Raw genomic sequence first — 21,271 nt, 5'->3', positions numbered from 1 at the left:
GAGGTGATCGCGCATGGCATCGCGCTGCAGCCCGGCCGCACCACCGCGGTCGGTCGGATCGACAGAATTCCGGTCATTGCGTTGCAGGGCGCGCCGGACCAGGCGTTCGCGGCGTGGTGGACGCTGGCGCTGCCCGTGCTGGACCGGCTGTCGGGGCGGCGGCCGCGCAAATCGCTCGAGCTGCCGCTGGCGCGCAAGATCGCCTCCGGCGTCGGCATTGCCGAGATCGTGCTGCTGCAGCGCAAGCAGGGCGCCTGGGTGACGCTGGCGGTCGGCGACCTCTCGCTCGATGCCATCGCCCGCGCGGAGGCCTGGCTGGTGGTGCCCGGCGGCGCCGAAGGTTTTGCTGCGGGTGCGACGGTCGATGGCTATATGCTGCGGGAATGATAAGAGCTCTGGCATGACCAATCCGCAGCAGCCCAAGAATCTGAACAAGACCCGCGACGACCTGGAGCAGGACCAGTTTCTGACCATCCTGTCGCGCGAAGAGGCCTTGGCGCGCTTCGAAGCTGCGCTGTTCCCGCGCCCGGTTCCGGCGGAACAACGGCCGCTCGCCGACGCGCTCGGCTGCGCGCTGGCGGAGGACATCGTGGCGCCGATCGACGTACCGCCGTTCGACCGTTCCAATGTTGACGGCTTTGCGGTGCGCTCCGCCGATCTTTCCTCCTCCGGCGAGGCCACGCCGGTCCGCCTGATGCTCAATGACGAAGCGATCGCCTGCGGAATTGCGCCGGCGCGGCCGGTGCTGTCGGGCACCGCGACCTCGATCGCAACCGGCGGCCCGGTGCCGCGCGGCGCCGACGCCATTGTCATGGTCGAACACACCCAGCCCGTTAGCGCCCGCGCGATCGAGATCCGCCGCGCCGCTTCGCCCGGCCAGTTCGTGTCCTATGCCGGCTCCGACATCGCGCGCGGCGAGAATCTGCTGCGCGCGGGCACCGTGATCGGCTCGCGCGAGATCGGCATGCTGGCGGCCTGCGGGATCGCGGTGGTGTCGGTCGCGCGAAGGCCGCGCGTCGCGGTGATCTCGACCGGCGACGAGCTGGTGCAGCCCGGGAACGAATTGCGCCCGGCGGCGATCTACGACACCAACGGCGCCATCGTCACCGCGGCGGTCAGCGAGAACGGCGGCGACGCGGTGTTTCTCGGCGCCATTGCCGATGACGAAGCCAAGCTCGAAGCCGCGATGCGTGGCGCGCTCGAATCGAGCGACATGCTGGTGTTGTCAGGCGGCACCTCGAAGGGCGCCGGCGACCTGTCGCATCGCATCATCGCGCGGCTCGGAAAGCCCGGCATCATCGCGCACGGCGTTGCGTTAAAGCCCGGAAAACCGCTGTGCCTGGCGGTTTGCGACGGCAAGCCGGTGGTGATCCTCCCGGGATTTCCGACCTCGGCGATGTTCACCTTCCACGACATGATCGTGCCGGTGTTGCGCCGCATGGCGGGACTGCCGCCGCGGTCCGATGCCAAGGTGTTCGCAAGAGTCCCGGTGCGAATCGCCAGCGAACTCGGCCGTACCGAATTCGTCATGGTGTCGCTGGTCGAGGGCGATGGCGGCCTGATCGCCTATCCCTCCGGCAAGGGATCTGGCGCCATCACCTCCTTCGCGCAGGCCGACGGATTCTTGAAGATCGATGCGCTGGCCGACCAGATGCCGGCAGGCACCGACGCCGAAGTGACGCTGTTCACGCCGCATGTGCGGGTGCCGGATCTCGTCATCGTCGGCAGCCACTGCACCGGGCTCGATCTCGTCACCGCGCCACTGGCGCGCGCGGGCCTCGTGGTCCGCTCGATCGCGGTCGGCAGCCTCGGCGGCCTTGCTGCGGCCAGGCGCGGCGAATGCGATTTTGCGCCGATCCATCTGTTCGATGAAAAGACCGAGAGCTACAACACGCCGTATGTCGCGGATGGGCTTGAACTGGTGCCGGGCTGGCGTCGGATGCAGGGCATCGTATTTCGATCAGGCGATGCGCGCTTCGAAGGCCTGAGCGCGCAGGATGCGGTGCGCTCAGCGCTCGCCGATCCCACCTGCATCATGGTCAACCGCAACCAGGGCGCCGGCACCCGCATCCTGATCGACCGGTTGCTCGGCGATATCAGGCCCGACGGCTACTGGAACCAGCCGCGCTCGCACAACGCGGTCGCCGCCGCCGTGGCGCAGGGCCGCGCCGACTGGGGCATGACGATTGCGCCGGTGGCGCATGCCGCGGGCCTCGGGTTCATTCCGTTCGCCGAAGAGCATTATGATTTCGCACTGGTGACGGCGCGCAAGCAGCGCCTGGCGGTGCAGGCGTTCCTGGCGGCGCTGGCGTCGGACGAAGGGCGTGCTGCGCTGGAGCGGGCGGGGTTTCGGCCGGCGTGAGCCGTCATTGTTCGCATCCCTCGTCGTCCCTGCGAACGCAGGGACCCATACTCCGCGGCCGTAGTTGTTACGGAAGCTGTCAGACGTAGTGCTCCAACGATGGATCACGCGGTATGGGTCCCGGCTCGCGCTCGCAAGGGCTCGCCTGGCCGGGACGACGGTCTTTCAAATAAATGCCATGCCGCCGTTCAGCATGATCGTCTGCCCGGTCATGTAGTCGTTGCCGAGCACCATCAGCACCGCCTGTGCCACTTCATCGGGTTGTCCCATCCTTCCCAGCGGGATGCGGGCCGCCAGTTCCGAACGGCCGCGCATCATGTCGGTCTCGATCAGCGACGGCGCCACCGCGTTCACGGTGATGCCTTCCTTGACCAGGCGCGCCGCGTAGCCGCGGGTCAGTCCTTCCATGCCCGCCTTCGACGCATTGTAGTGTACGCCGATTGCGCCGGCGCCGCGTGCAGCACCGGACGAGATGTTGACGATGCGGCCCCATTGCTTCGCGCGCATGCCTGGCAGCACAGCCTGGGTGCAGAGGAAGGCCGACTTCAGGTTGACGGCAATGGTGGCATCGAACTCGGCTTCGGTCAGTTCATCGATGCCGCGCACGATCGCGATGCCGGCATTGTTGACGAGAATGTCGATCGGGCCCAGCGCGAACGCGGCATGATCGACCATCTCGGCGATGGCTGCGGCCTGTGAGACGTTGGCGGCGACCGCGATCGCGCGGCCGCCCTTGCTCTTGATGCTCGCGACCACCGAGTCGGCTTTCGCAGCACGTTCCAGGAAATTGACGGCGACGGCGGCGCCGGCCTCGGCCAGCGCCATCGCAATCGCAGCGCCAATGCCGCGCGAGCCGCCCGTCACCAGGGCAACGTGGCCGTTCAGATCGGGCTGGATGGTCATGATAGAATTCCCTCCGCGTGGAAAAATCAGCCCCCATCCAGCGCCGCCAGCCGCTCGGCCTCGGCGATGTCGTCCATGGTGTTGGCGTTGAAAAAAGGGTCGAGTTCATCGACCACCCATTCCACCGTGGCGAGCCGGTAGCGCGCGGTCCAGCGGTCGATCTTGCGGATGTCTTCCACCACCAGCGCGTGACGAAGTTCTTCGCGCAAGGCCACGCTCCACAACCCGATCACCGGATGCGACTGGCCGTCGGACGCCGCCACCGCGAGCTGTGCATCTTCAGCAGCCCGTGCCGCATGCAGGCGCGCGACCAGGTCGCGCGGCAGGAATGGACAATCCGCCGCGGCACTCAGTATCCACGCGACGTCGGGCCGGTTCGCCGCGGCCCAGTCGAGCGCCGCCAGAATGCCGGCGAGCGGTCCGGGAAAATCGGCGACGCCATCGGGAATCACCGGCAGCCCGAAACTGGCAAAGCGCGCCGGATCGCCATTGGCATTGAGAATCAGGCCATCGCATTGCGGCGCCAGCCGTGCGATCACGCGATCCAGAATCGTGCGACCGCCGATCTGGCGCATCGGCTTGTCGCCGCCGCCCATCCGACGGGCGAGGCCGCCGGCGAGCAGTACGCCTGGGGTATTATTCGTCACCTTCACCGCCCTTGCGCCTGTGCCGCGCGGATTCCTCGGCGACGAAAGCGAGGTTCTGGTCGTAGACGATGCGCTCCTGGCCCGCCAGCGCGATGAAGCGCTTGCCCTTCGCGCGTCCGACCAGCGTCAGCCCGACCTGCCGGGCAAGATCGACGCCCCAGGCGGTAAAACCGGAACGCGACACCAGAATGGGAATTCCCATCCGCACCGTCTTGATCACCATTTCGGAGGTCAGCCGTCCCGTGGTGTAGAGAATCTTGTCGGCGGGATCGACGCCGTGGCGGAACATCCAGCCCGCGATCTTGTCGACCGCGTTGTGGCGGCCGACATCCTCGGTGTAGCAGACCGGCTCGCCTTGCCTGCACAGCACGCAGCCATGGATCGCGCCGGCCTCCAGATAAAGCGAGGGCATGGTGTTGATGGCGTGCGTCATCTGGTAGAGCCAGGAGGTGCGCAACTCCGCCTTCGGCAGGGCGACGCTTTCCACCGCTTCCAGCAGGTCGCCGAACGCCGTGCCCTGGGCGCAGCCCGAGGTCTGCGTGCGCTTCTTCAGTTTTGCCTCGAAATTGGTGTGGTGCTCGGTGCGCACCACCACCACCTGCAGATCATCGTCATATTCGACCTCGGTGACGACGTCGTCGTATTTCAGCATGTTCTGGTTGAGCAGATAGCCGAGCGCCAGATATTCGGGGTAATCGCCGATCGTCATCATGGTGACGATCTCCTGCGCGTTCAAATACAGCGTCAGCGGCCGTTCGACGGGGACGTTGATCTCGACCACCGCCCCGGTCTGGTCGGTGCCGGCGACGCGTTCGGTCAGCCGGTGATCCCCCGGATTCGGGACGATCAGGGGGACGGGCGCTTTGTCGATCTTCATCATCATCCCGCAGGCTAGCATGACATTCGCTGTTAGCCGATATAAAGCATCTGACAGCAGGGGCGAAAATGGGTTTAACCACGTCATTGCGAGCGCAGCGAAGCAATCCATTCTCTCTTTTTGTGGCGCGATGGATTGCTTCGCTGCGCTCGCAATGACGGTGAGGGATGCGGGTTCCGGCCTGTAGCGGAGATTTTGATGAAAGTGATTGGCCTCGCCGGGTGGAGCGGTGCCGGCAAGACCACCCTGCTGACGCGGGTGATCCCGCATTTGATCGGCGAGGGCCTGCGCGTTTCCGTGATCAAGCACGCCCATCATGCGTTCGATGTCGATGTTCCCGGCAAGGATTCCTGGCGGCATCGCGAGGCCGGCGCCGCCGAGGTGCTGGTCTCCTCCGGCAAAAGATGGGCCCTGATGAACGAACTGCGTGGCGCCCCTGAGCCCCGGCTGCCGGAACTGCTCGCAAAGCTGTCGCGGGTCGATCTCGTGGTGGTCGAGGGCTTCAAGTCGGAGCCCCATCGCAAGATCGAGGTGCATCGGCTGGCCAATGGCAAGCCGATGCTGTTCCCCGACGATCCCGCGATATCGGGCATTGCAACCGACACGGAGCTGGAAACCACGCTGCCGGTGGTTCATCTCGATGACATCCCGGCGATCGCCGCTATGATGCGGAAACTCGCGATTTCAGTCGAGGACGTGCTGGCTGCCAGCGCGGTCGAAAGCTAGGAAGCAGGATGGCGCAACTGTCCGACGATTGCTTCGCCTTCGGCGGGCCGATGATGTCGGTCGATGAGGCCGTTGCCATCATCGCCGCGCGGGTAGCCGCGGTGCCTGAGGTCGAGCGCGTTTCGCTCACCCGGGCCGATGGGCGGATTCTCGCCCGCGATCTTCAGGCGCCGCTGCCGCTGCCGCCGTTCACCAATTCCGCCGTCGACGGTTATGCCGTGCGCGGCGGCGACCTGCCGCAAGGCCAGGAGCGGGCGTTTCAGATCGTGGGTCGCATTCAGGCCGGCGCGTCGGCAGGCGAGGCGGTCCAGGGGGGCCAAGCGGTTCGGATCTTTACCGGCGCGCCGATGCCCGACGGCGCCGACACCGTGTTCATGCAGGAAGATGTCCGCATCGATGATTCGGGCAGGGTGGTTCTCCCGGCTGGCCTCAAACCCGGCGCCAATGTGCGCCCCGCAGGTGAAGACATTGCGCTCGGCCAAGCGGCGCTGAAGGCAGGCAGCCGGCTGCGGCCGCAGGATGTCGCGCTTGCCGCCGCCTTCGGTCTGACCCATGTCGATGTGACGAGACGGCTTCGCGTCGCGGTATTTTCGACCGGCAACGAGCTGGTTTCGCCGGGCGGCCAGCGCGCGGCTTCGCAACTGTTCGATTCCAACCGCTTCATGCTGGCGGCGATGCTGGCGCGGCTCGGCTGCGAGGTCAGCGATCTCGGCATCATCAGGGACGACCGCGCCGCGATGGCGGACGGCCTGAAGAAGGTCGCCAGCGCCCACGATTTGATCCTGACCACCGGCGGCGTCTCCACCGGCGACGAGGACCACGTCAAGGCCAGCGTCGAAAGTGCTGGAACACTGGTGCTGTGGCGAATGGCGATCAAGCCCGGCCGTCCCGTCGCCATGGGCATTATCGGCGGCACGCCATTGATCGGATTGCCGGGCAACCCGGTGGCGAGTTTTGTCACCTTCGTGCATGTGGTGCGGCCTACCGTGCTGGCGCTGATGGGCGCAGCGCAGCAGCCATTGCTGCCGATGCCCGTCCGCTCCGCCTTTGCCTACAGGAAGAAGATCGGCCGCCGCGAATATGTCCGGGTGACCTTGCACAAGGGCGACGGTGGCATGCTTGAGGTAACGAAGTTTCCGCGCGAGGGCGCGGGATTGCTGTCGTCGCTGGTCGATACCGACGGGCTGGTCGAACTCGGCGAAGAGATCACGCAGGTTGAGCCGGGCCAGATGGTTGGATTCCTGAGCTATGCCAGGCTGATGTGATGAGTAGGGTGGGCAAAGGCGCCGCTTTGCGCCGTGCCCACCATGCCGCAACGTAGTCGGTTTGAGATGGTGGGCACGCCAGCGGCGCGCGCATATGCGCGACCCGCCGGCTTTTCCCACCCTACACACTGCATCGTTGACGCTGCGACCCCGCTTCGTCATGTTCGCGCCATGACCCAGACAACACTCGATCTCACCGGCCTGAAATGTCCGTTGCCGGCGCTGAAGACGCGCAAGGCGTTGAAGTCCGTGAAACCCGGCGATCTCCTGGAAGTCCATTGCACGGACCCCCTATCGGTGATCGACATTCCCAACCTGATCCGGGAGACCGGCGACAAGGTCGAGATCACCGAGCGCACCGAGAAGCGCATCGTGTTCCTGATCGAAAAGGCTGATGCCGCCGGGACGCAAGCCGGATGAGCGCGACGCCCGGAGCCGGTGCCGGCCTTCTCGACCGCGAGCGGACGATTGCGACCGCCGGGTTCAATCGCTGGCTGGTGCCGCCGGCGGCGCTCTGCATTCACCTGTGCATCGGCATGGCCTACGGCTTCAGCGTGTTCTGGCTGCCGCTGTCGCGCGCCCTCGGCGTCGACGCGCCGAAGACCTGTCCGGACATGTCGCTGCTGCAGGAGCTGTTCACCACCACCTGCGACTGGCGCGTCGCCAGCATGGGCTGGATGTACACGCTGTTCTTTGTGCTGCTCGGCGTTTCCGCCGCGATCTGGGGCGGCTGGCTCGAACGCTCCGGCCCGCGCAAGGCCGGCTTCGTCGCCGCTTTGTGCTGGGTCGGCGGCCTCCTGATCGGCGCGTTGGGCATCTACCTGCATCAGCTCTGGCTGTTGTGGCTCGGCTGCGGCGTGATCGGCGGCATCGGCCTCGGCATCGGCTACATCTCCCCGGTGTCGACGCTGGTAAAATGGTTCCCGGATCGCCGCGGCATGGCGACCGGCATGGCGATCATGGGTTTCGGCGGCGGCGCCATGATCGGCGCGCCGCTCGCCGATCTCCTGATGAACTATTTCGAGACCCCGAATTCGGTCGGGGCCTGGCAAACCTTCGTCGCGCTGGCCGCGATCTATTTTGTCTTCATGATGATCGGCGCGTTCCGCTACCGGATTCCGCCGGCCGGTTGGCGTCCCGACGGCTGGACCCCGTCCGGCAAGGCCAGCGCCATGATCTCGCAGCATAACGTTCACCTCAATGACGCGCACAAGACCAGTCAGTTCTGGATGATATGGATCGTGCTCTGCATGAATGTGTCGGCCGGCATCGGCGTGATCGGCATGGCGTCGCCGATGTTGCAGGAGATTTTTGCGGGCTCGCTGATCGATCAACCCGGCGTCAAGTTCAACGCGCTCTCGACCGAACAACAGGCCGCCATCGCGGTGATCGCCGCCGGCTTCACCGGACTGCTGTCGCTGTTCAACATCGGCGGCCGCTTCTTCTGGGCGTCGCTGTCCGACTATATCGGCCGCAAGAATACCTATTACGCGTTCTTTATCCTCGGCATCGCGCTCTACGCGCTGGCGCCGACCTTCGCCAATTGGGGCTCGATCCTGCTGTTTGTCGGTGCCTTCTGCATCATCCTGTCGATGTATGGCGGTGGTTTCGCCACGGTGCCGGCCTATCTCGCCGACATGTTCGGCACCCAGTTCGTCGGCGCCATTCACGGCCGGGTGCTGACGGCCTGGTCCACCGCCGGCATCATCGGTCCTGTGGTGGTGAACTATATCCGCGAAGCGCAGCTCGCCGCCGGCGTGCCGCGCGATCACCTCTACAACACCACCATGTACATCCTGTGCGCCATGCTGGTCATTGGCCTCGTCTGCAACGCCATGATCAGGCCGGTCGACCCCAAATGGCACATGAGCGCCGAGGCGGTAGCCAAGCTGCAGGCGGCGGGTGCCCACAGCGCGGCCGCGGCACAGCCCGGTTCGTTCGGCATCGGCAAGGGCGGCCTCGACGTTCAGGCGGCGTTGTTCTGGGCCCTGGTCGGGGTACCCTTGGCATGGGGCGTCTGGAAGACACTGCAGAGCGCGGTCAGGATTTTCTGATCCGGGCCGTGCCGGGGCGGAGACCTCGCTGGCATTGCCGCGGCCAAGCTGGCAAAACTGGACAAACCACGCGGCCCCTGGCTGCGGTTGATTCACAGGGATTGACGGCTTGATCGACAAACTCGAACTTCTGCTGGCTTTGGCAAAGGAACGGCACTTCGGCCGCGCCGCCGAAGCCTGCGGCGTTACCCAGCCGACGATGTCGACCAGCCTGAAGCAGCTCGAGGAAATCCTGGGCGTGATGCTGGTGCAGCGCGGCTCGCGCTTCGTCGGCTTTACGCCCGAGGGGGAGCGCACGCTGGACTGGGCGCGGCGCATCGTCGGCGACGTGCGCGGCATGCGCGAGGAAATCAACTCGCTCAAGGCCGGGCTATCGGGCGAAATCCGGATTGCGGCGATTCCCACCGTGCTCGGCATGGTGGCATCGCTGACCACGCCATTCCGGGCCCGTCACCCCAATGTGCGCTTTCGCATCGTGTCCTGCACGTCGATCGAAGTGCTGGGATTGCTTGAGAATCTCGAGGTCGATGCCGGCCTGACCTATCTCGACAACGAGCCGCTCGGCAAGGTGCGCACCATTCCGCTCTACGACGAGAGCTATCGCCTGATCACCGCACCCGACAGTCAATTCGGGGACCGCGATCAGGTGACCTGGAAGGAGGTGGGCGAGGTGCCGCTCTGCCTGCTCACGCCCGACATGCAGAACCGCCGCATCATCGACCGCGCACTGCTCGCGGCCGGAACCCAGGCGAAACCCTCCTTGACGTCGAACTCGATCATCGTGCTCTACACTCATGTGAAGACCGGGCGCTGGGCCAGCGTGATGCCGGCCAAGCTTGCCGATACCCTGGGCCTGTCGGATGCCGTCAGATCAATCCCGATTGTCGATCCGCTAGTGACCTACCGCATCGGGCTGGTGGTGCCATTGCGCGATCCGATGACGCCGATGGTCGCGGCATTGGTCCACACCGCGCGCGAGGTCGCTCCGAAGCTCGCCGACTGAGCGCGGTTCTCTGCATGGCCTATTCTGAATTCCTATCGATCGATTTCGATTTCCGATCGATACGGTTTCCCTATCAATGCACGGGACGGCTTTATTGATCTTTGGATCGATTCTCGTTCTGATCGCCATGGCCCTGTCGCGAGGGGAATGACCGCGACACGGCCTTGCTCTCCCTCGAATTTGTCCTTGGCATGTGGTATGCCACGAATTAGAGTTCGTCAAAACGAGAGCGGGCAAAAGCGGAATTGAAACTTCGATGAATCACGCCGACCAGACAGTCCGCTCCTTCGAACATCCAGGCCAGGGCCGCAAGCGGGCCAAGTCGACCCCCAAGGGCCGCCAGATCGATCCGCAGGCCGCTGAAGAGATTGCGCTTTTGCTCGGCGACCGGCCGCGGCGGCGCGACCTCCTGATCGAGCATCTGCACCTCATCCAGGACACATATCGGCAGATCTCCGCAGCGCATCTGGCCGCGCTCGCCGATGAGATGAAACTGGCGTTTGCCGAGGTATTCGAGACCGCGACCTTCTATGCGCATTTCGACGTGGTGAAGGAAGGCGAGGCCGACATCGCGCCGCTGACCATTCGCGTTTGCGATTCCCTGACCTGCGCCATGCTGGGCGCGGAAAAATTGCTGGATGAGTTGCAGTCCTCCGCCGGCCCCAGCATTCGCGTGGTGCGCGCACCCTGCGTCGGCCGTTGCGACACTGCGCCGGCGGCCGAAGTCGGCCATCACTTCGTCGATCATGCCACGGTCGCGAATGTGCTGGCGGCGGCGAAGGGCGGCGATACCCATGCGCATCTGCCAGAATATATCGACTATGACGCCTATGTCGCCGGCGGCGGCTACAAGCTGCTCAATCGCCTGCGCTCCGGCGCGCTGACAAAAGAAGATCTCCTGAAATCGCTCGACGACGCCTCGCTGCGCGGGCTCGGCGGCGCGGGCTTTCCCACCGGGCGAAAGTGGCGCGCCGTGCTCGGCGAGCCCGGGCCGCGGCTGATGGCCATCAACGGCGACGAGGGCGAGCCCGGCACGTTCAAGGATCGCCATTACCTGGAAACCGATCCGCATCGCTTTATCGAGGGCATGTTGATCGGCGCGCATGTGGTCGAAGCGTCTGAGGTCTACATCTACATCCGCGACGAATATCCGGCGAGCCGCGAAATTCTCGCGCGCGAAATCGCCAAGCTGCCGCCGGGCGGCCCCGTGTTGCACATGCGGCGCGGTGCCGGCGCCTATATCTGCGGCGAGGAATCCTCGCTGCTGGAAAGCATCGAGGGCAAGCGCGGCCTGCCGCGGCACAAGCCACCATACCCGTTTCAGGTCGGACTGTTCGGGCTGCCGACGCTGATCAACAATATCGAGACGCTGTGGTGGGTCCGCGACGTGGTCGAGAAGGGTGCGGAATGGTGGAAGAGCCATGGCCGCAACGACCGCCACGGTCTGCGCAGCTATTCGGTGTCGGGTCGGGTGAAGAATCCCGGCATGAAGCTGGCGCCGGCAGGCATCACGGTGCGCGAACTGATCGACGAATTCTGCGGCGGCATGGCCGACGGCCATCGATTCCACGCCTACCTTCCGGGTGGCGCGTCCGGCGGCATCCTGCCGGCGTCGATGGACGACATCCCGCTCGATTTCGGCACGCTGGAAAAATACGGCTGCTTCATCGGTTCGGCCGCCGTCATCATCCTGTCCGAGCAGGACAGCGTGAAGGGGGCGGCGCTCAATCTGATGCGCTTCTTCGAGGACGAGAGCTGCGGCCAGTGTACGCCGTGTCGCGTCGGCACCCAGAAGGCGGCGCTGCTGATGCAGAAGCCGGTGTGGAACCGGGCATTGCTGGAGGAATTGAGCCAGGCGATGCGCGATGCCTCGATCTGCGGTTTGGGCCAGGCGGCCTCAAATCCGCTGACCACGGTGATCAAATATTTCCCCGGCGAGTTCAAGGAAGCGGCGGAATGACCAGGATCCAGTTCGAACTCGACGGCCAGCAGGTCGAGGCCATCAACGGCGAGACCATCTGGCAGGTCGCGAAGCGGCAGGGCCGCGAGATTCCGCATCTGTGCTATTCGCCCGAGCCGGACTACCGGCCCGACGGCAATTGCCGCGCCTGCATGGTCGAGATCGAGGGCGAGCGGGTGCTGGCGGCGTCCTGCAAGCGCACGCCCAGCGTCGGCATGAAGGTGAAATCGGAAAGCCCGCGCGCGACTGCCGCACAAAAAATGGTGATGGAATTGCTGGTCGCCGACCAGCCGGCGCGCGCCACCTCGCACGATCCCGATTCGAAATTCTGGAACTGGGCCGAAAAGGTCGAGGTCACCGAAAGCCGTTTTCCGGCCGCCGAGCGGTGGCAGGGCGACTCCAGCCATCCCGCGATGCGCGTCAATCTGGACGCCTGCATCCAGTGCGGATTGTGCGTGCGCGCCTGCCGCGAGGTCCAGGTCAACGACGTCATCGGCATGGCCTATCGCAGCCACGAATCCAAGATCGTGTTCGATTTCGACGATCCGATGGGGGAGTCGACCTGTGTCGCCTGCGGCGAATGCGTGCAGGCCTGTCCGACCGGCGCGCTGATGCCGTCTGTCATGCTGGACGACAACCAGACCCGCACGGTTTATCCCGACAGGAAGGTCGATTCGCTGTGCCCGTTCTGCGGTGTCGGCTGCCAGGTCACCTATGAAGTCAAGGATGAGAAGATCATCTATGCCGCGGGCCGCGACGGCCCGGCCAATCACAATCGGCTCTGCGTCAAGGGCCGCTTCGGCTTCGACTACATCCATCATCCGCATCGCCTGACCAAGCCGCTGGTGCGGCTGCCGAATGCGAAGAAGGACGCCAACGACCAGGTCGATCCCGCCAATCCCTTCACGCATTTCCGCGAAGCTTCGTGGGAAGAGGCGCTCGACATCGCGGCGCAAGGCCTGGTCAAGATTCGCGACAACAAGGGCGTCAAGGCGCTGGCCGGCTTCGGCTCCGCAAAAGGCTCCAACGAGGAAGCCTATCTGTTCCAGAAACTGGTGCGCACCGGCTTTGGTTCCAACAATGTCGATCACTGCACCCGGCTGTGCCACGCCTCGTCGGTCGCGGCGCTGATGGAAGGCTTGAACTCCGGCGCCGTATCGGCGCCGTTCGCCGCCGCGATGGACGCCGAAGTCATCATCGTGATCGGCGCCAATCCGACCGTGAACCATCCGGTCGCCGCGACCTTCATCAAGAACGCGGTCAAGCGCGGCGCCAAGCTGATCGTGATGGACCCGCGGCGGCAGACGTTGTCGCGCCATGCCCATACGCATCTGCAGTTCAAGCCCGGCGCCGACGTCGCGATGCTCAACGCGATGCTGCACACCATCATCACCGAAGGGCTGACGGACCAGCAATACATCGCCGGCTATACCGAAGGCTTCGACGACCTCAAGGAGCGCATCAAGGATTTTCCGCCGGAGAAGATGGAGCCGATCTGCGGCATTCCGGCCGAGACCCTGAAGGAAGTTGCGCGGATGTATGCGCGCTCGCGCGCCTCGCTGATCTTCTGGGGCATGGGCATCAGCCAGCACATCCACGGCACCGACAATGCGCGCTGCCTGATCGCGCTGGCGCTGGTCACCGGGCAGATCGGCCGTCCCGGCACCGGGTTGCATCCGCTGCGCGGCCAGAACAACGTGCAGGGCGCCTCCGATGCCGGCCTGATCCCGATGTTTCTGCCCGACTACCAGCCGGTCGGGCGCACCGATCTGCGCGCACCGTTCGAAAAACTCTGGCATCAGGAAATCGATCCGGTGCGCGGGCTCACCGTGGTCGAGATCATGAACGCGATCCATGCCGGCGAAATCACCGGCATGTATATCGAGGGTGAAAATCCCGCGATGTCCGACCCCGATCTGCAGCACGCGCGCGGTGCGCTGGCAAAGCTCGAGCACCTGGTGGTGCAGGACCTGTTCGTCACCGAAACCGCGTTCCATGCGGACGTGATCCTGCCGGCCTCGGCCTTCGCGGAAAAATCCGGCACCTTCACCAATACCGACCGCCGCGTGCAGCTGGCGCGCGAGGTGATAAAGCCGCCCGGTGACGCGCGGCAGGATCTGTGGATCATCCAGCAGATGGCCAACCGCATGGGGCTCGACTGGAAATATACCGGCCCGGCCGACGTGTTCACCGAGATGACAGAGGTGATGCATTCGCTGAAGAACATCACCTGGGAGCGGCTGGTGCGGGAGGGTGCGGTGACCTATCCGGTCGACGATCCGCATCTGCCTGGCAACGAGATCATCTTCACCACGGGGTTTCCGACCGCCAGCGGCCGCGGCAAGATCGTGCCGGCGCATGTATTGCCGCCGGACGAATTGCCCGACACCGAATATCCGATGGTGCTCTCGACCGGGCGCGTGCTCGAACACTGGCACACCGGCTCGATGACGCGGCGCTCCAGTGTGCTCGACCAGATCGAGCCCGAAGCGGTCGCCTTCATGTCGCCGAAGGACATGCGGCGGCTGAAAGTCTGGCCCGGCGACAAGGTGCGGCTGGAAACCCGCCGCGGCGCGGTCGAGGTCAAGGTGCGCTCCGATCGCGACGTGCCGGAGAACATGGTGTTCATGCCGTTCTGCTACGCGGAGGCGGCGGCCAATCTGCTGACCAATCCGGCGCTGGACCCGTTCGGCAAGATTCCCGAGTTCAAGTTCTGCGCCGTGCGCGCCCAGCGCGCCGAGGCCCTGGTCGCGGCGGAATAGCCGCCGCCGGTCTGCAGGCCTGAGAGTCCGTGAGTGAATACCGACTTCATCCTGAAGGAGCCGCGCACTTTCGCGCGGCGTCTCGAAGGATGGCAGCAGGCAGTGTGCCCGATGGTTCGAGACGCGCGCCGGACAGCGCAAGGGCGCTGCCCAACGCGCTCCTCACCATGAGGCAGTTGAGTAGGTCGCCCAACAAGCGATGAGATGCCATACTCCGGGACGTGGTTCGTTGGGCTGTGCTTCAAAGTGAGGCCCAGCTGCGCTCGCCGGACCAGAGCACTTATGAGATTCCTATAATGTTGCGGTAGCTCGCATCTCGAAAACCTATGCGCCGGCTGGCATTTCAGTCCCGACAAGCGCGGAAGGCCGTCGGCCTCGCTCCGTGAATTGCAGCGCATAGGAGCACCTCATGCTGGACATCGTCATGCTGGCCCTCGGCTTCGGCCTGTTCGCGGTGGGTATAGGCTACGCCTATGCCTGCGAACGGCTTTAGGGGGAGAACGATCATGACCTTCGACTATTCCCTCGCCGCCATCGTCTCCGCAGGGCTGCTGTTTTACCTGACCTACGCCCTGCTGCGGCCCGAGCGGTTCTGACCGCGCTTCGGCACCGATCCCGCATATACCCGGAAGGCACACGACCATGACCGCCATTGGCTGGTTTCAAATCATTCTCTTTTGCGCCATCATCGTCGCGCTGGCCAAGCCGCTCGGCTGGTACATGACGCGCATCTTCAATGGCGAACGCACCTTCCTCTCTCCGGTGCTGCGGCCGGTCGAAGCGGGGCTTTACTGGATCGGCGGCGTCGACGAGAAACGCGAGCAGCATTGGCTGACCTATGCGGTCGCCATGCTGCTGTTCCATGTCGGCGGCTTCCTCATTCTCTATGCGCTGATGCGTCTGCAGGCGGTGTTGCCGCTCAATCCGCAGGAGATGTCCGCGGTGGCGCCCGACCTTGCCTTCAACACCGCGATCAGCTTCATCACCAACACCAACTGGCAGAACTACGGCGGCGAAAGCACGCTGTCCTATCTCGTGCAGATGCTCGGCCTGACCCACCAGAATTTCCTGTCGGCGGCCACCGGCATCGCGCTGGCAGTGGCCATGATCCGCGGCTTCTCCCGGTCCTCGATGCGCACCATCGGCAATTTCTGGGTCGATGTGACGCGCTGTACCCTCTACGTCCTGCTGCCGATCTGCGTGGTCTACACCCTGTTCCTGGTCTGGCAGGGCATGCCGCAGACGCTTCAGCCCTATGTCGACGCCACCACGCTGGAGGGCGCCAAACAGACGATCGCGGTCGGGCCTGTCGCCTCGCAGGTCGCGATCAAGATGCTGGGCACCAATGGCGGCGGCTTCTTCAACGCCAATGCCGCGCATCCGTTCGAGAACCCGACGGCGCTGTCGAATTTCATCCAGATGCTCTCGATCTTCGCTATCGGCGCGGCGCTGACCAATGTGTTCGGCCGCATGGTCGGCGACCAGCGCCAGGGTTGGGCGATCCTGGCCGTGATGGGCGTGCTGTTCTTCGCGGGCGTAGCCGTCACCTACTGGGCGGAAGCGGGCGGCACCACGGCACTGAGCTCGCTCGGGCTCACCGGCGGCAACATGGAAGGCAAGGAAGTCCGCTTCGGGATCGTCGCGTCCTCATTGTTCGCGGTGATCACGACGGCGGCGTCCTGCGGCGCGGTCAACGCCATGCATGACTCGTTTACCGCGCTCGGCGGCATGATCCCGTTGATCAACATCCAGCTCGGCGAGATCATCATCGGCGGCGTCGGCGCCGGGCTCTACGGCATGCTGCTGTTCGTGGTGCTGGCAATTTTCGTCGCGGGGCTGATGGTCGGTCGCACCCCGGAATATGCCGGCAAGAAAATCGAGGCGCGCGAGGTCAAGATGGCGATGCTTGCCATCCTGATCCTGCCGCTGATGATCCTCGGCTGGACCGCGGTGGCCGTGGTCTATCCGCCGGCCGTGGCATCAATGGCCAATTCCGGTCCGCACGGTTTTACCGAGGTGCTGTACGCCTTCAGTTCGGCGACCGGCAACAACGGCTCGGCCTTCGGCGGGCTCACCGGCAATACCTTCTTCTACAATCTCACGCTGGCCAGCTCGATGTTCGTCGGCCGCTTCCTGATGATCATCCCGGCGATGGCGCTGGCGGGGTCGCTGGCCGCCAAGAAGTCGATTGCGCCGTCGGCCGGCACGCTGCCGACCACGGGCGGCCTGTTCGTCGGTCTCGTCGTCGGCGTCATCCTGATCATCGGCGGTCTGACCTTCTTCCCGGCGCTCGCGCTCGGGCCGATCGTCGAACATCTCGCCGGCAACGCCAACACCTTGTTCTGATCGATCTCATTTTCGGAGTTACGTCCATGGAAGTCGTCCAAAAACTGAACAAGCGGATGCCTGTTACGGCCATGCTCGATCCGAAGATCATGATGCCCGCGATCGGCTCGGCCTTCGCCAAGCTGGATCCCAGGCTCATGATCAAGAGCCCCGTGATGTTCGTGGTCGAGGTCGTCGCCGTGCTGACCACGGTGATCTTCGTACGCGATCTGGTGACGGGCGGCGAGAATCTCGGTTTCACTTTCCAGATCATCCTGTGGCTGTGGTTCACCGTGCTGTTCGCCAATTTTGCGGAGGCGGTCGCCGAAGGGCGCGGCAAGGCGCAGGCGGAGTCGCTGAAGAAGACCCGCACCGACAGCCAGGCCAAGCTGCTGACCGGTTCCGACAGGAGCTATCGTCTGGTCTCCGGCACCAGCCTCAAGGTTGGCGATGTCGTTCTGGTCGAGGCCGGCGATAATATTCCCTCCGACGGCGAAGTCATCGAGGGCGTCGCCTCGGTCAACGAGGCCGCCATCACCGGCGAGTCCGCGCCGGTGATCCGCGAATCCGGCGGCGACCGTTCGGCGGTCACCGGCGGCACCCAGGTGCTGTCCGACTGGATCCGCGTCCGCATCACGGCGGCGCAGGGTTCCACCTTCATCGATCGCATGATCAAGCTGGTCGAAGGCGCCGAGCGGCAGAAGACGCCGAACGAGATCGCGCTCAATATCCTGCTGGCCGGCCTCACCATCATCTTCGTGTTCGCGACCGTCACCATTCCCAGCTATGCGGCCTATGCCGGCGGCTCGATCTCGGTGGTGGTGCTGGTGGCGCTGTTCGTCACCCTGATTCCCACCACCATCGGCGCGCTGCTGTCGGCGATCGGCATCGCCGGCATGGATCGGCTGGTGCGCTTCAACGTGCTGGCGATGTCGGGCCGCGCGGTCGAAGCCGCCGGCGACGTCGATACCCTGCTGCTCGACAAGACCGGCACCATCACGCTCGGCAATCGGCAGGCGACGGCGTTCCGTCCCGTCCGCGGCGTGACCGAGCAGGAGCTCGCGGACGCGGCCCAGCTCGCCTCGTTGGCGGATGAGACCCCGGAAGGGCGTTCGATCGTCGTGCTGGCGAAGGAGAAATACGGCATTCGCAGCCGCGACATGGCGGAACTGAGCGCCGCGTTCATTCCGTTTACCGCGCAGACCCGCATGAGCGGCGTCGATGCCGGTCAATCGTCGGTCCGCAAGGGCGCGGTCGATGCGGTCCTGAACTATGTCGGCGGCGGCACCGCGCAAACCATGGCGGCCGGAAACACCGTACGGTCGCTTCAGTCCGCGTCGGATCTCGCTCGTGAGATCCAGGCGATTTCGGACGAGATCGCGAAAGCCGGCGGAACGCCGCTTGCCGTCGCCAAGGACGGCCGTCTGCTCGGCGTCGTCCACCTCAAGGACATCGTCAAGGGCGGCATCCGCGAACGTTTCGCCGAGTTGCGCCGCATGGGCATCCGCACCGTCATGATCACGGGCGACAATCCGATGACGGCGGCGGCGATCGCCGCCGAGGCCGGCGTCGACGATTTCCTGGCGCAGGCGACGCCCGAGGACAAGCTGAAGCTGATCCGCGACGAGCAGGCCAAGGGCAAGCTGGTCGCGATGTGCGGCGACGGCACCAACGATGCCCCCGCGCTGGCGCAGGCCGACGTCGGCGTCGCCATGAACACCGGCACCCAGGCGGCGCGTGAGGCCGGCAACATGGACGATCTCGACTCCAACCCGACCAAACTGATCGAGGTGGTGGAAATCGGCAAGCAATTGCTGATGACCCGCGGCGCGCTCACCACCTTCTCGATCGCCAATGATGTGGCAAAATATTTCGCCATCATCCCGGCGATCTTCCTGGCGTTCTATCCGCAGCTCGACGCGCTCAACATCATGCATCTGGCGAGCCCGCAGAGCGCCATCCTGTCGGCGATCATCTTCAACGCGCTCGTTATCATCGCGCTGATTCCGCTGGCGCTGAAGGGCGTTGCCTATCGCGCCATCGGGGCCGGCGCACTGCTGAAGCGCAACCTGCTGATCTACGGCCTCGGCGGCATCATCGCTCCCTTCATCGGCATCAAGGCGATCGACCTCATCATCGTTGCCTTGCATCTCGTCTGAACCCAACCGTCATTACGATCCCCATCAACGTCATTGCGAGCGCAGCGAAGCAATCCATTCCCTTCTTTGTGCTGATGCGTGGATTGCTTCGTCGCTTCGCTCCTCGCAATGACGGATGAACCGTTCTGGAGACCCACCATGTTAAGAGAACTCCGTCCCGCCATCCTGGTCCTGGTCCTGCTGACGCTGATCACCGGGCTCGCCTATCCGCTCGCGATGACCGCCATTGCCGGCATGATCTTCCCGAAGCAGGCGCAAGGCAGCCTGATCGAGAAGGGCGGCAAGGTGATCGGCTCCGCCCTGATTGGGCAGGAGTTCAAGCAAGACAAATATTTCCATGGCCGGCCCTCGGCGACCTCGGGCCCGGATCCGGCCGATTCCACCAAGATCGTCTCGGCGCCGTACAATGCCGCGAACTCCTCCGGCTCCAACCTCGGCCCGACCAGCAAGGCGCTGAATGACCGGATCAGGGAAGACGTCGAGAAATTGAAGGCCGAGAACCCCAAGGCGACCGTCCCGGTCGATCTCGTCACCACCTCCGGCAGCGGCCTCGATCCCGACATCTCGCCGGAAGCCGCGCTGTTCCAGGTGCCGCGCGTGGCAAAAGTGAGAAACATGCCGGAAGATCGTATCCGGGCGCTGGTCACCGAGAACACCAAGGACCGTTTCGTCGGCTTGCTCGGCGAGCCCAGAGTCAATGTATTGGCGCTCAATCTGGCGCTGGATGCGGCAGGCCCGAAATGACGCCAGCTAGGCTTGGCGCGACCTGAGGACTATATTCGCCATATGGTCCAGTCCCGCCGCGATCCCGAACAACGTCCCTCGCCGGAAGCCCTGCTGGAAGCGGCCCGGCGCGAGGACAGCCGTGCCGGCCGGCTGAAGATCTTCGTCGGCGCAGCACCGGGCGTGGGCAAGACCTATGAGATGTTGCAAAGCGCTCACGCCAAGGTCAAGTCGGGCGCCGATGTCGTGGTCGGTGTGGTCGAAACCCACGGCCGGGCGGAAACAGAGGCGCTGCTCGCAGGCCTCGAAGTGCTGCCGCGCAAGCGCATCGACTACAAGGACCAGACCATCGAGGAGATGGACCTCGATGCGCTGATCGCGCGCCGCCCCGAGATCGCGCTGGTCGATGAACTCGCCCATACCAATGCGCCCGGCAGCCGCCACCCCAAGCGCTATCTCGATGTCGAGGAGCTGCTCTCCCACGGCATCGACGTCTATACCGCGGTCAATATCCAGCATATCGAGAGCCTCAACGACGTGGTCGCCCAGATCACGCATGTCCGGGTGCGCGAGACCGTGCCGGATTCGGTATTCGACGGCGCCGACGCCATCGAGCTGATCGACCTCACGCCTGACGACCTGATCCAGCGGCTGAAGGAGGGCAAGGTCTACGTCCCCAAACAGGCGGCGCGCGCGCTCGAGCACTATTTCTCGCCGGGTAACCTGACCGCGCTGCGCGAGCTGGCGTTACGGCGCACCGCCGATCGCGTCGATGAGCAGCTGTTGACCCATATGCAGGCCAATGCGATCGCCGGCCCATGGGCCGCGGGCGAGCGCATCCTGGTTTGCGTAAGCGAAGATCCGCGCGCGGCCGGGCTGGTGCGCAATACAAAGCGGCTGGCGGACCGGCTGCACGCGCCCTGGACCGCACTCAGCATCGAGACCCGCCGCAGCCTGCAACTGACCGACGAGCAGCGCGACCGGCTGGCCGACACGCTGCGGCTGGCGGAGGCGCTGGGCGGCGAGGCGCTCACCATCCCCGGCGTCGGCCGCCGTATCGCCGACGATGTCATCGGATTCGCACAGGCCAATAACGTCACGCAGATCATCGTCGGCAAGTCGACGCGCTCGTGGTGGTTCGAACTCAGGCGCGGTTCGGTGGTGCATGATCTGGTGCGGCGCGCCGGCAATATCAGCGTCAACGTTATCGCCGGCGAGGAACTCGCGGCGGAGCCGGTGCCGAAGAAGACCGTACGCACGGCGGAGCGGCCGGAGCCGTTCGATCCGGTGCCGTATGCGGTATCGCTGCTGTTCGTTGCCATTTCGCTCGGCGCCGGCCTGCTGATTCATCCATGGCTCGGCATCGAGAACGTCGACCTCGTCTTTCTGACGGCGGTGGTGGGCGCCGCCGTCCGTTACGGCCTGTTGCCGTCGGTGCTGGCCAGCGTCGTCGCCTCGCTGTGCTATAATTTCTTCTTCCTGCCGCCGGTCCACACCTTCACGAT

General features: G+C 64.8%; 16 protein-coding genes and 1 pseudogene. 14 read left to right on the top strand and 3 right to left on the bottom strand.

Features of this window, described 5'->3' with window-relative positions:
• Together Q7U29_RS08025 and Q7U29_RS08020 are read left to right on the top strand one after the other, a co-directional pair.
• A pseudogene (locus Q7U29_RS08025) lies at positions 1-387 on the top strand (molybdopterin-binding protein); the annotation flags it as partial.
• A gap of 13 nt (positions 388-400) precedes the next feature.
• Positions 401-2,362, top strand: coding sequence for a molybdopterin biosynthesis protein (locus Q7U29_RS08020; RefSeq protein WP_304740218.1), 1,962 nt, complete (start codon positions 401-403; stop codon positions 2,360-2,362).
• A 165-nt stretch (positions 2,363-2,527) separates the two neighbouring features.
• On the opposite strand, the gene Q7U29_RS08015 is transcribed toward Q7U29_RS08020, so the two are convergent.
• Genes Q7U29_RS08015 through fdhD form a run of 3 tightly spaced genes read right to left on the bottom strand, consistent with a single transcriptional unit; the run spans position 2,528 to position 4,792 of the window.
• The gene (locus tag Q7U29_RS08015; RefSeq protein ID WP_304740216.1) at positions 2,528-3,265 is read right to left on the bottom strand and encodes an SDR family NAD(P)-dependent oxidoreductase; all 738 of its coding nucleotides are present in this window, start codon (positions 3,263-3,265) and stop codon (positions 2,528-2,530) included.
• Positions 3,266-3,291: 26 nt separating this feature from the next.
• Positions 3,292-3,912 (bottom strand): molybdenum cofactor guanylyltransferase MobA, encoded by a 621-nt coding sequence (mobA, locus tag Q7U29_RS08010; RefSeq protein ID WP_304740215.1) that lies wholly within the window; start codon positions 3,910-3,912, stop codon positions 3,292-3,294.
• On the bottom strand, positions 3,902-4,792 hold the full coding sequence (fdhD, locus tag Q7U29_RS08005) for a formate dehydrogenase accessory sulfurtransferase FdhD (protein ID WP_304740213.1): 891 nt from the start codon (positions 4,790-4,792) through the stop codon (positions 3,902-3,904). Before fdhD ends, mobA begins: the two co-directional genes overlap by 11 nt.
• Before the next feature lie 195 nt (positions 4,793-4,987).
• On the opposite strand from fdhD, the gene mobB reads away from it, so the two are divergent.
• The 12 genes from mobB to Q7U29_RS07945 form a co-directional block, all read left to right on the top strand.
• Positions 4,988-5,515, top strand: coding sequence for a molybdopterin-guanine dinucleotide biosynthesis protein B (gene mobB / locus Q7U29_RS08000; RefSeq protein WP_304740211.1), 528 nt, complete (start codon positions 4,988-4,990; stop codon positions 5,513-5,515).
• Positions 5,516-5,523: 8 nt separating this feature from the next.
• Complete coding sequence (gene glp / locus Q7U29_RS07995; protein ID WP_304740209.1) at positions 5,524-6,780, top strand: gephyrin-like molybdotransferase Glp; 1,257 nt, start codon at positions 5,524-5,526, stop codon at positions 6,778-6,780.
• 171 nt (positions 6,781-6,951) lie between these two features.
• Positions 6,952-7,200, top strand: coding sequence for a sulfurtransferase TusA family protein (locus Q7U29_RS07990; RefSeq protein WP_304740207.1), 249 nt, complete (start codon positions 6,952-6,954; stop codon positions 7,198-7,200).
• Positions 7,197-8,834, top strand: a complete 1,638-nt coding sequence (locus tag Q7U29_RS07985) for an OFA family MFS transporter (protein WP_304740205.1) — start codon at positions 7,197-7,199, stop codon at positions 8,832-8,834. The genes Q7U29_RS07990 and Q7U29_RS07985 overlap by 4 nt, the downstream gene beginning before the upstream one ends.
• A 109-nt stretch (positions 8,835-8,943) precedes the next feature.
• On the top strand, positions 8,944-9,837 hold the full coding sequence (locus Q7U29_RS07980) for a LysR family transcriptional regulator (RefSeq protein WP_304740203.1): 894 nt from the start codon (positions 8,944-8,946) through the stop codon (positions 9,835-9,837).
• 256 nt (positions 9,838-10,093) lie between these two features.
• On the top strand, positions 10,094-11,797 hold the full coding sequence (locus Q7U29_RS07975; RefSeq protein WP_304740201.1) for an NADH-ubiquinone oxidoreductase-F iron-sulfur binding region domain-containing protein: 1,704 nt from the start codon (positions 10,094-10,096) through the stop codon (positions 11,795-11,797).
• Positions 11,794-14,559, top strand: coding sequence for a formate dehydrogenase subunit alpha (gene fdhF, locus Q7U29_RS07970; RefSeq protein ID WP_304740199.1), 2,766 nt, complete (start codon positions 11,794-11,796; stop codon positions 14,557-14,559). Before Q7U29_RS07975 ends, fdhF begins: the two co-directional genes overlap by 4 nt.
• A 506-nt stretch (positions 14,560-15,065) precedes the next feature.
• Positions 15,066-15,155, top strand: a complete 90-nt coding sequence (locus Q7U29_RS07965; protein ID WP_304740198.1) for a K(+)-transporting ATPase subunit F — start codon at positions 15,066-15,068, stop codon at positions 15,153-15,155.
• A gap of 46 nt (positions 15,156-15,201) precedes the next feature.
• The gene (gene kdpA / locus Q7U29_RS07960; protein WP_304740196.1) at positions 15,202-16,905 is read left to right on the top strand and encodes a potassium-transporting ATPase subunit KdpA; all 1,704 of its coding nucleotides are present in this window, start codon (positions 15,202-15,204) and stop codon (positions 16,903-16,905) included.
• 26 nt (positions 16,906-16,931) lie between these two features.
• A complete protein-coding gene (kdpB, locus tag Q7U29_RS07955) occupies positions 16,932-19,043 on the top strand; it encodes a potassium-transporting ATPase subunit KdpB (protein WP_304740194.1) in 2,112 nt (703 codons plus the stop codon).
• 138 nt (positions 19,044-19,181) lie between these two features.
• Positions 19,182-19,787, top strand: coding sequence for a K(+)-transporting ATPase subunit C (locus Q7U29_RS07950; protein ID WP_304740192.1), 606 nt, complete (start codon positions 19,182-19,184; stop codon positions 19,785-19,787).
• Between the two features lie 42 nt (positions 19,788-19,829).
• On the top strand, positions 19,830-21,271 hold a 1,442-nt coding region (locus Q7U29_RS07945), incomplete at its 3' end, for a DUF4118 domain-containing protein (protein WP_304740190.1).

The organism is Bradyrhizobium sp., assembly GCF_030654605.1.
Taxonomy (GTDB): Bacteria; Pseudomonadota; Alphaproteobacteria; order Rhizobiales; family Xanthobacteraceae; genus Bradyrhizobium.
This window is presented reverse-complemented; position numbering and strand designations above follow the sequence as displayed.

Coding starts and splice junctions, on each gene's coding strand:
- Q7U29_RS08020 (WP_304740218.1), top strand. CDS start 401: ATGACCAATCCGCAGCAGCCCAAGAATCTGAACAAGACCCGCGACGAC.
- Q7U29_RS08015 (WP_304740216.1), bottom strand. CDS start 3,265: ATGACCATCCAGCCCGATCTGAACGGCCACGTTGCCCTGGTGACGGGC.
- fdhD (WP_304740213.1), bottom strand. CDS start 4,792: ATGATGAAGATCGACAAAGCGCCCGTCCCCCTGATCGTCCCGAATCCG.
- mobB (WP_304740211.1), top strand. CDS start 4,988: ATGAAAGTGATTGGCCTCGCCGGGTGGAGCGGTGCCGGCAAGACCACC.
- glp (WP_304740209.1), top strand. CDS start 5,524: ATGGCGCAACTGTCCGACGATTGCTTCGCCTTCGGCGGGCCGATGATG.
- Q7U29_RS07990 (WP_304740207.1), top strand. CDS start 6,952: ATGACCCAGACAACACTCGATCTCACCGGCCTGAAATGTCCGTTGCCG.
- Q7U29_RS07985 (WP_304740205.1), top strand. CDS start 7,197: ATGAGCGCGACGCCCGGAGCCGGTGCCGGCCTTCTCGACCGCGAGCGG.
- Q7U29_RS07975 (WP_304740201.1), top strand. CDS start 10,094: ATGAATCACGCCGACCAGACAGTCCGCTCCTTCGAACATCCAGGCCAG.
- fdhF (WP_304740199.1), top strand. CDS start 11,794: ATGACCAGGATCCAGTTCGAACTCGACGGCCAGCAGGTCGAGGCCATC.
- Q7U29_RS07965 (WP_304740198.1), top strand. CDS start 15,066: ATGACCTTCGACTATTCCCTCGCCGCCATCGTCTCCGCAGGGCTGCTG.
- kdpA (WP_304740196.1), top strand. CDS start 15,202: ATGACCGCCATTGGCTGGTTTCAAATCATTCTCTTTTGCGCCATCATC.
- kdpB (WP_304740194.1), top strand. CDS start 16,932: ATGGAAGTCGTCCAAAAACTGAACAAGCGGATGCCTGTTACGGCCATG.
- Q7U29_RS07950 (WP_304740192.1), top strand. CDS start 19,182: ATGTTAAGAGAACTCCGTCCCGCCATCCTGGTCCTGGTCCTGCTGACG.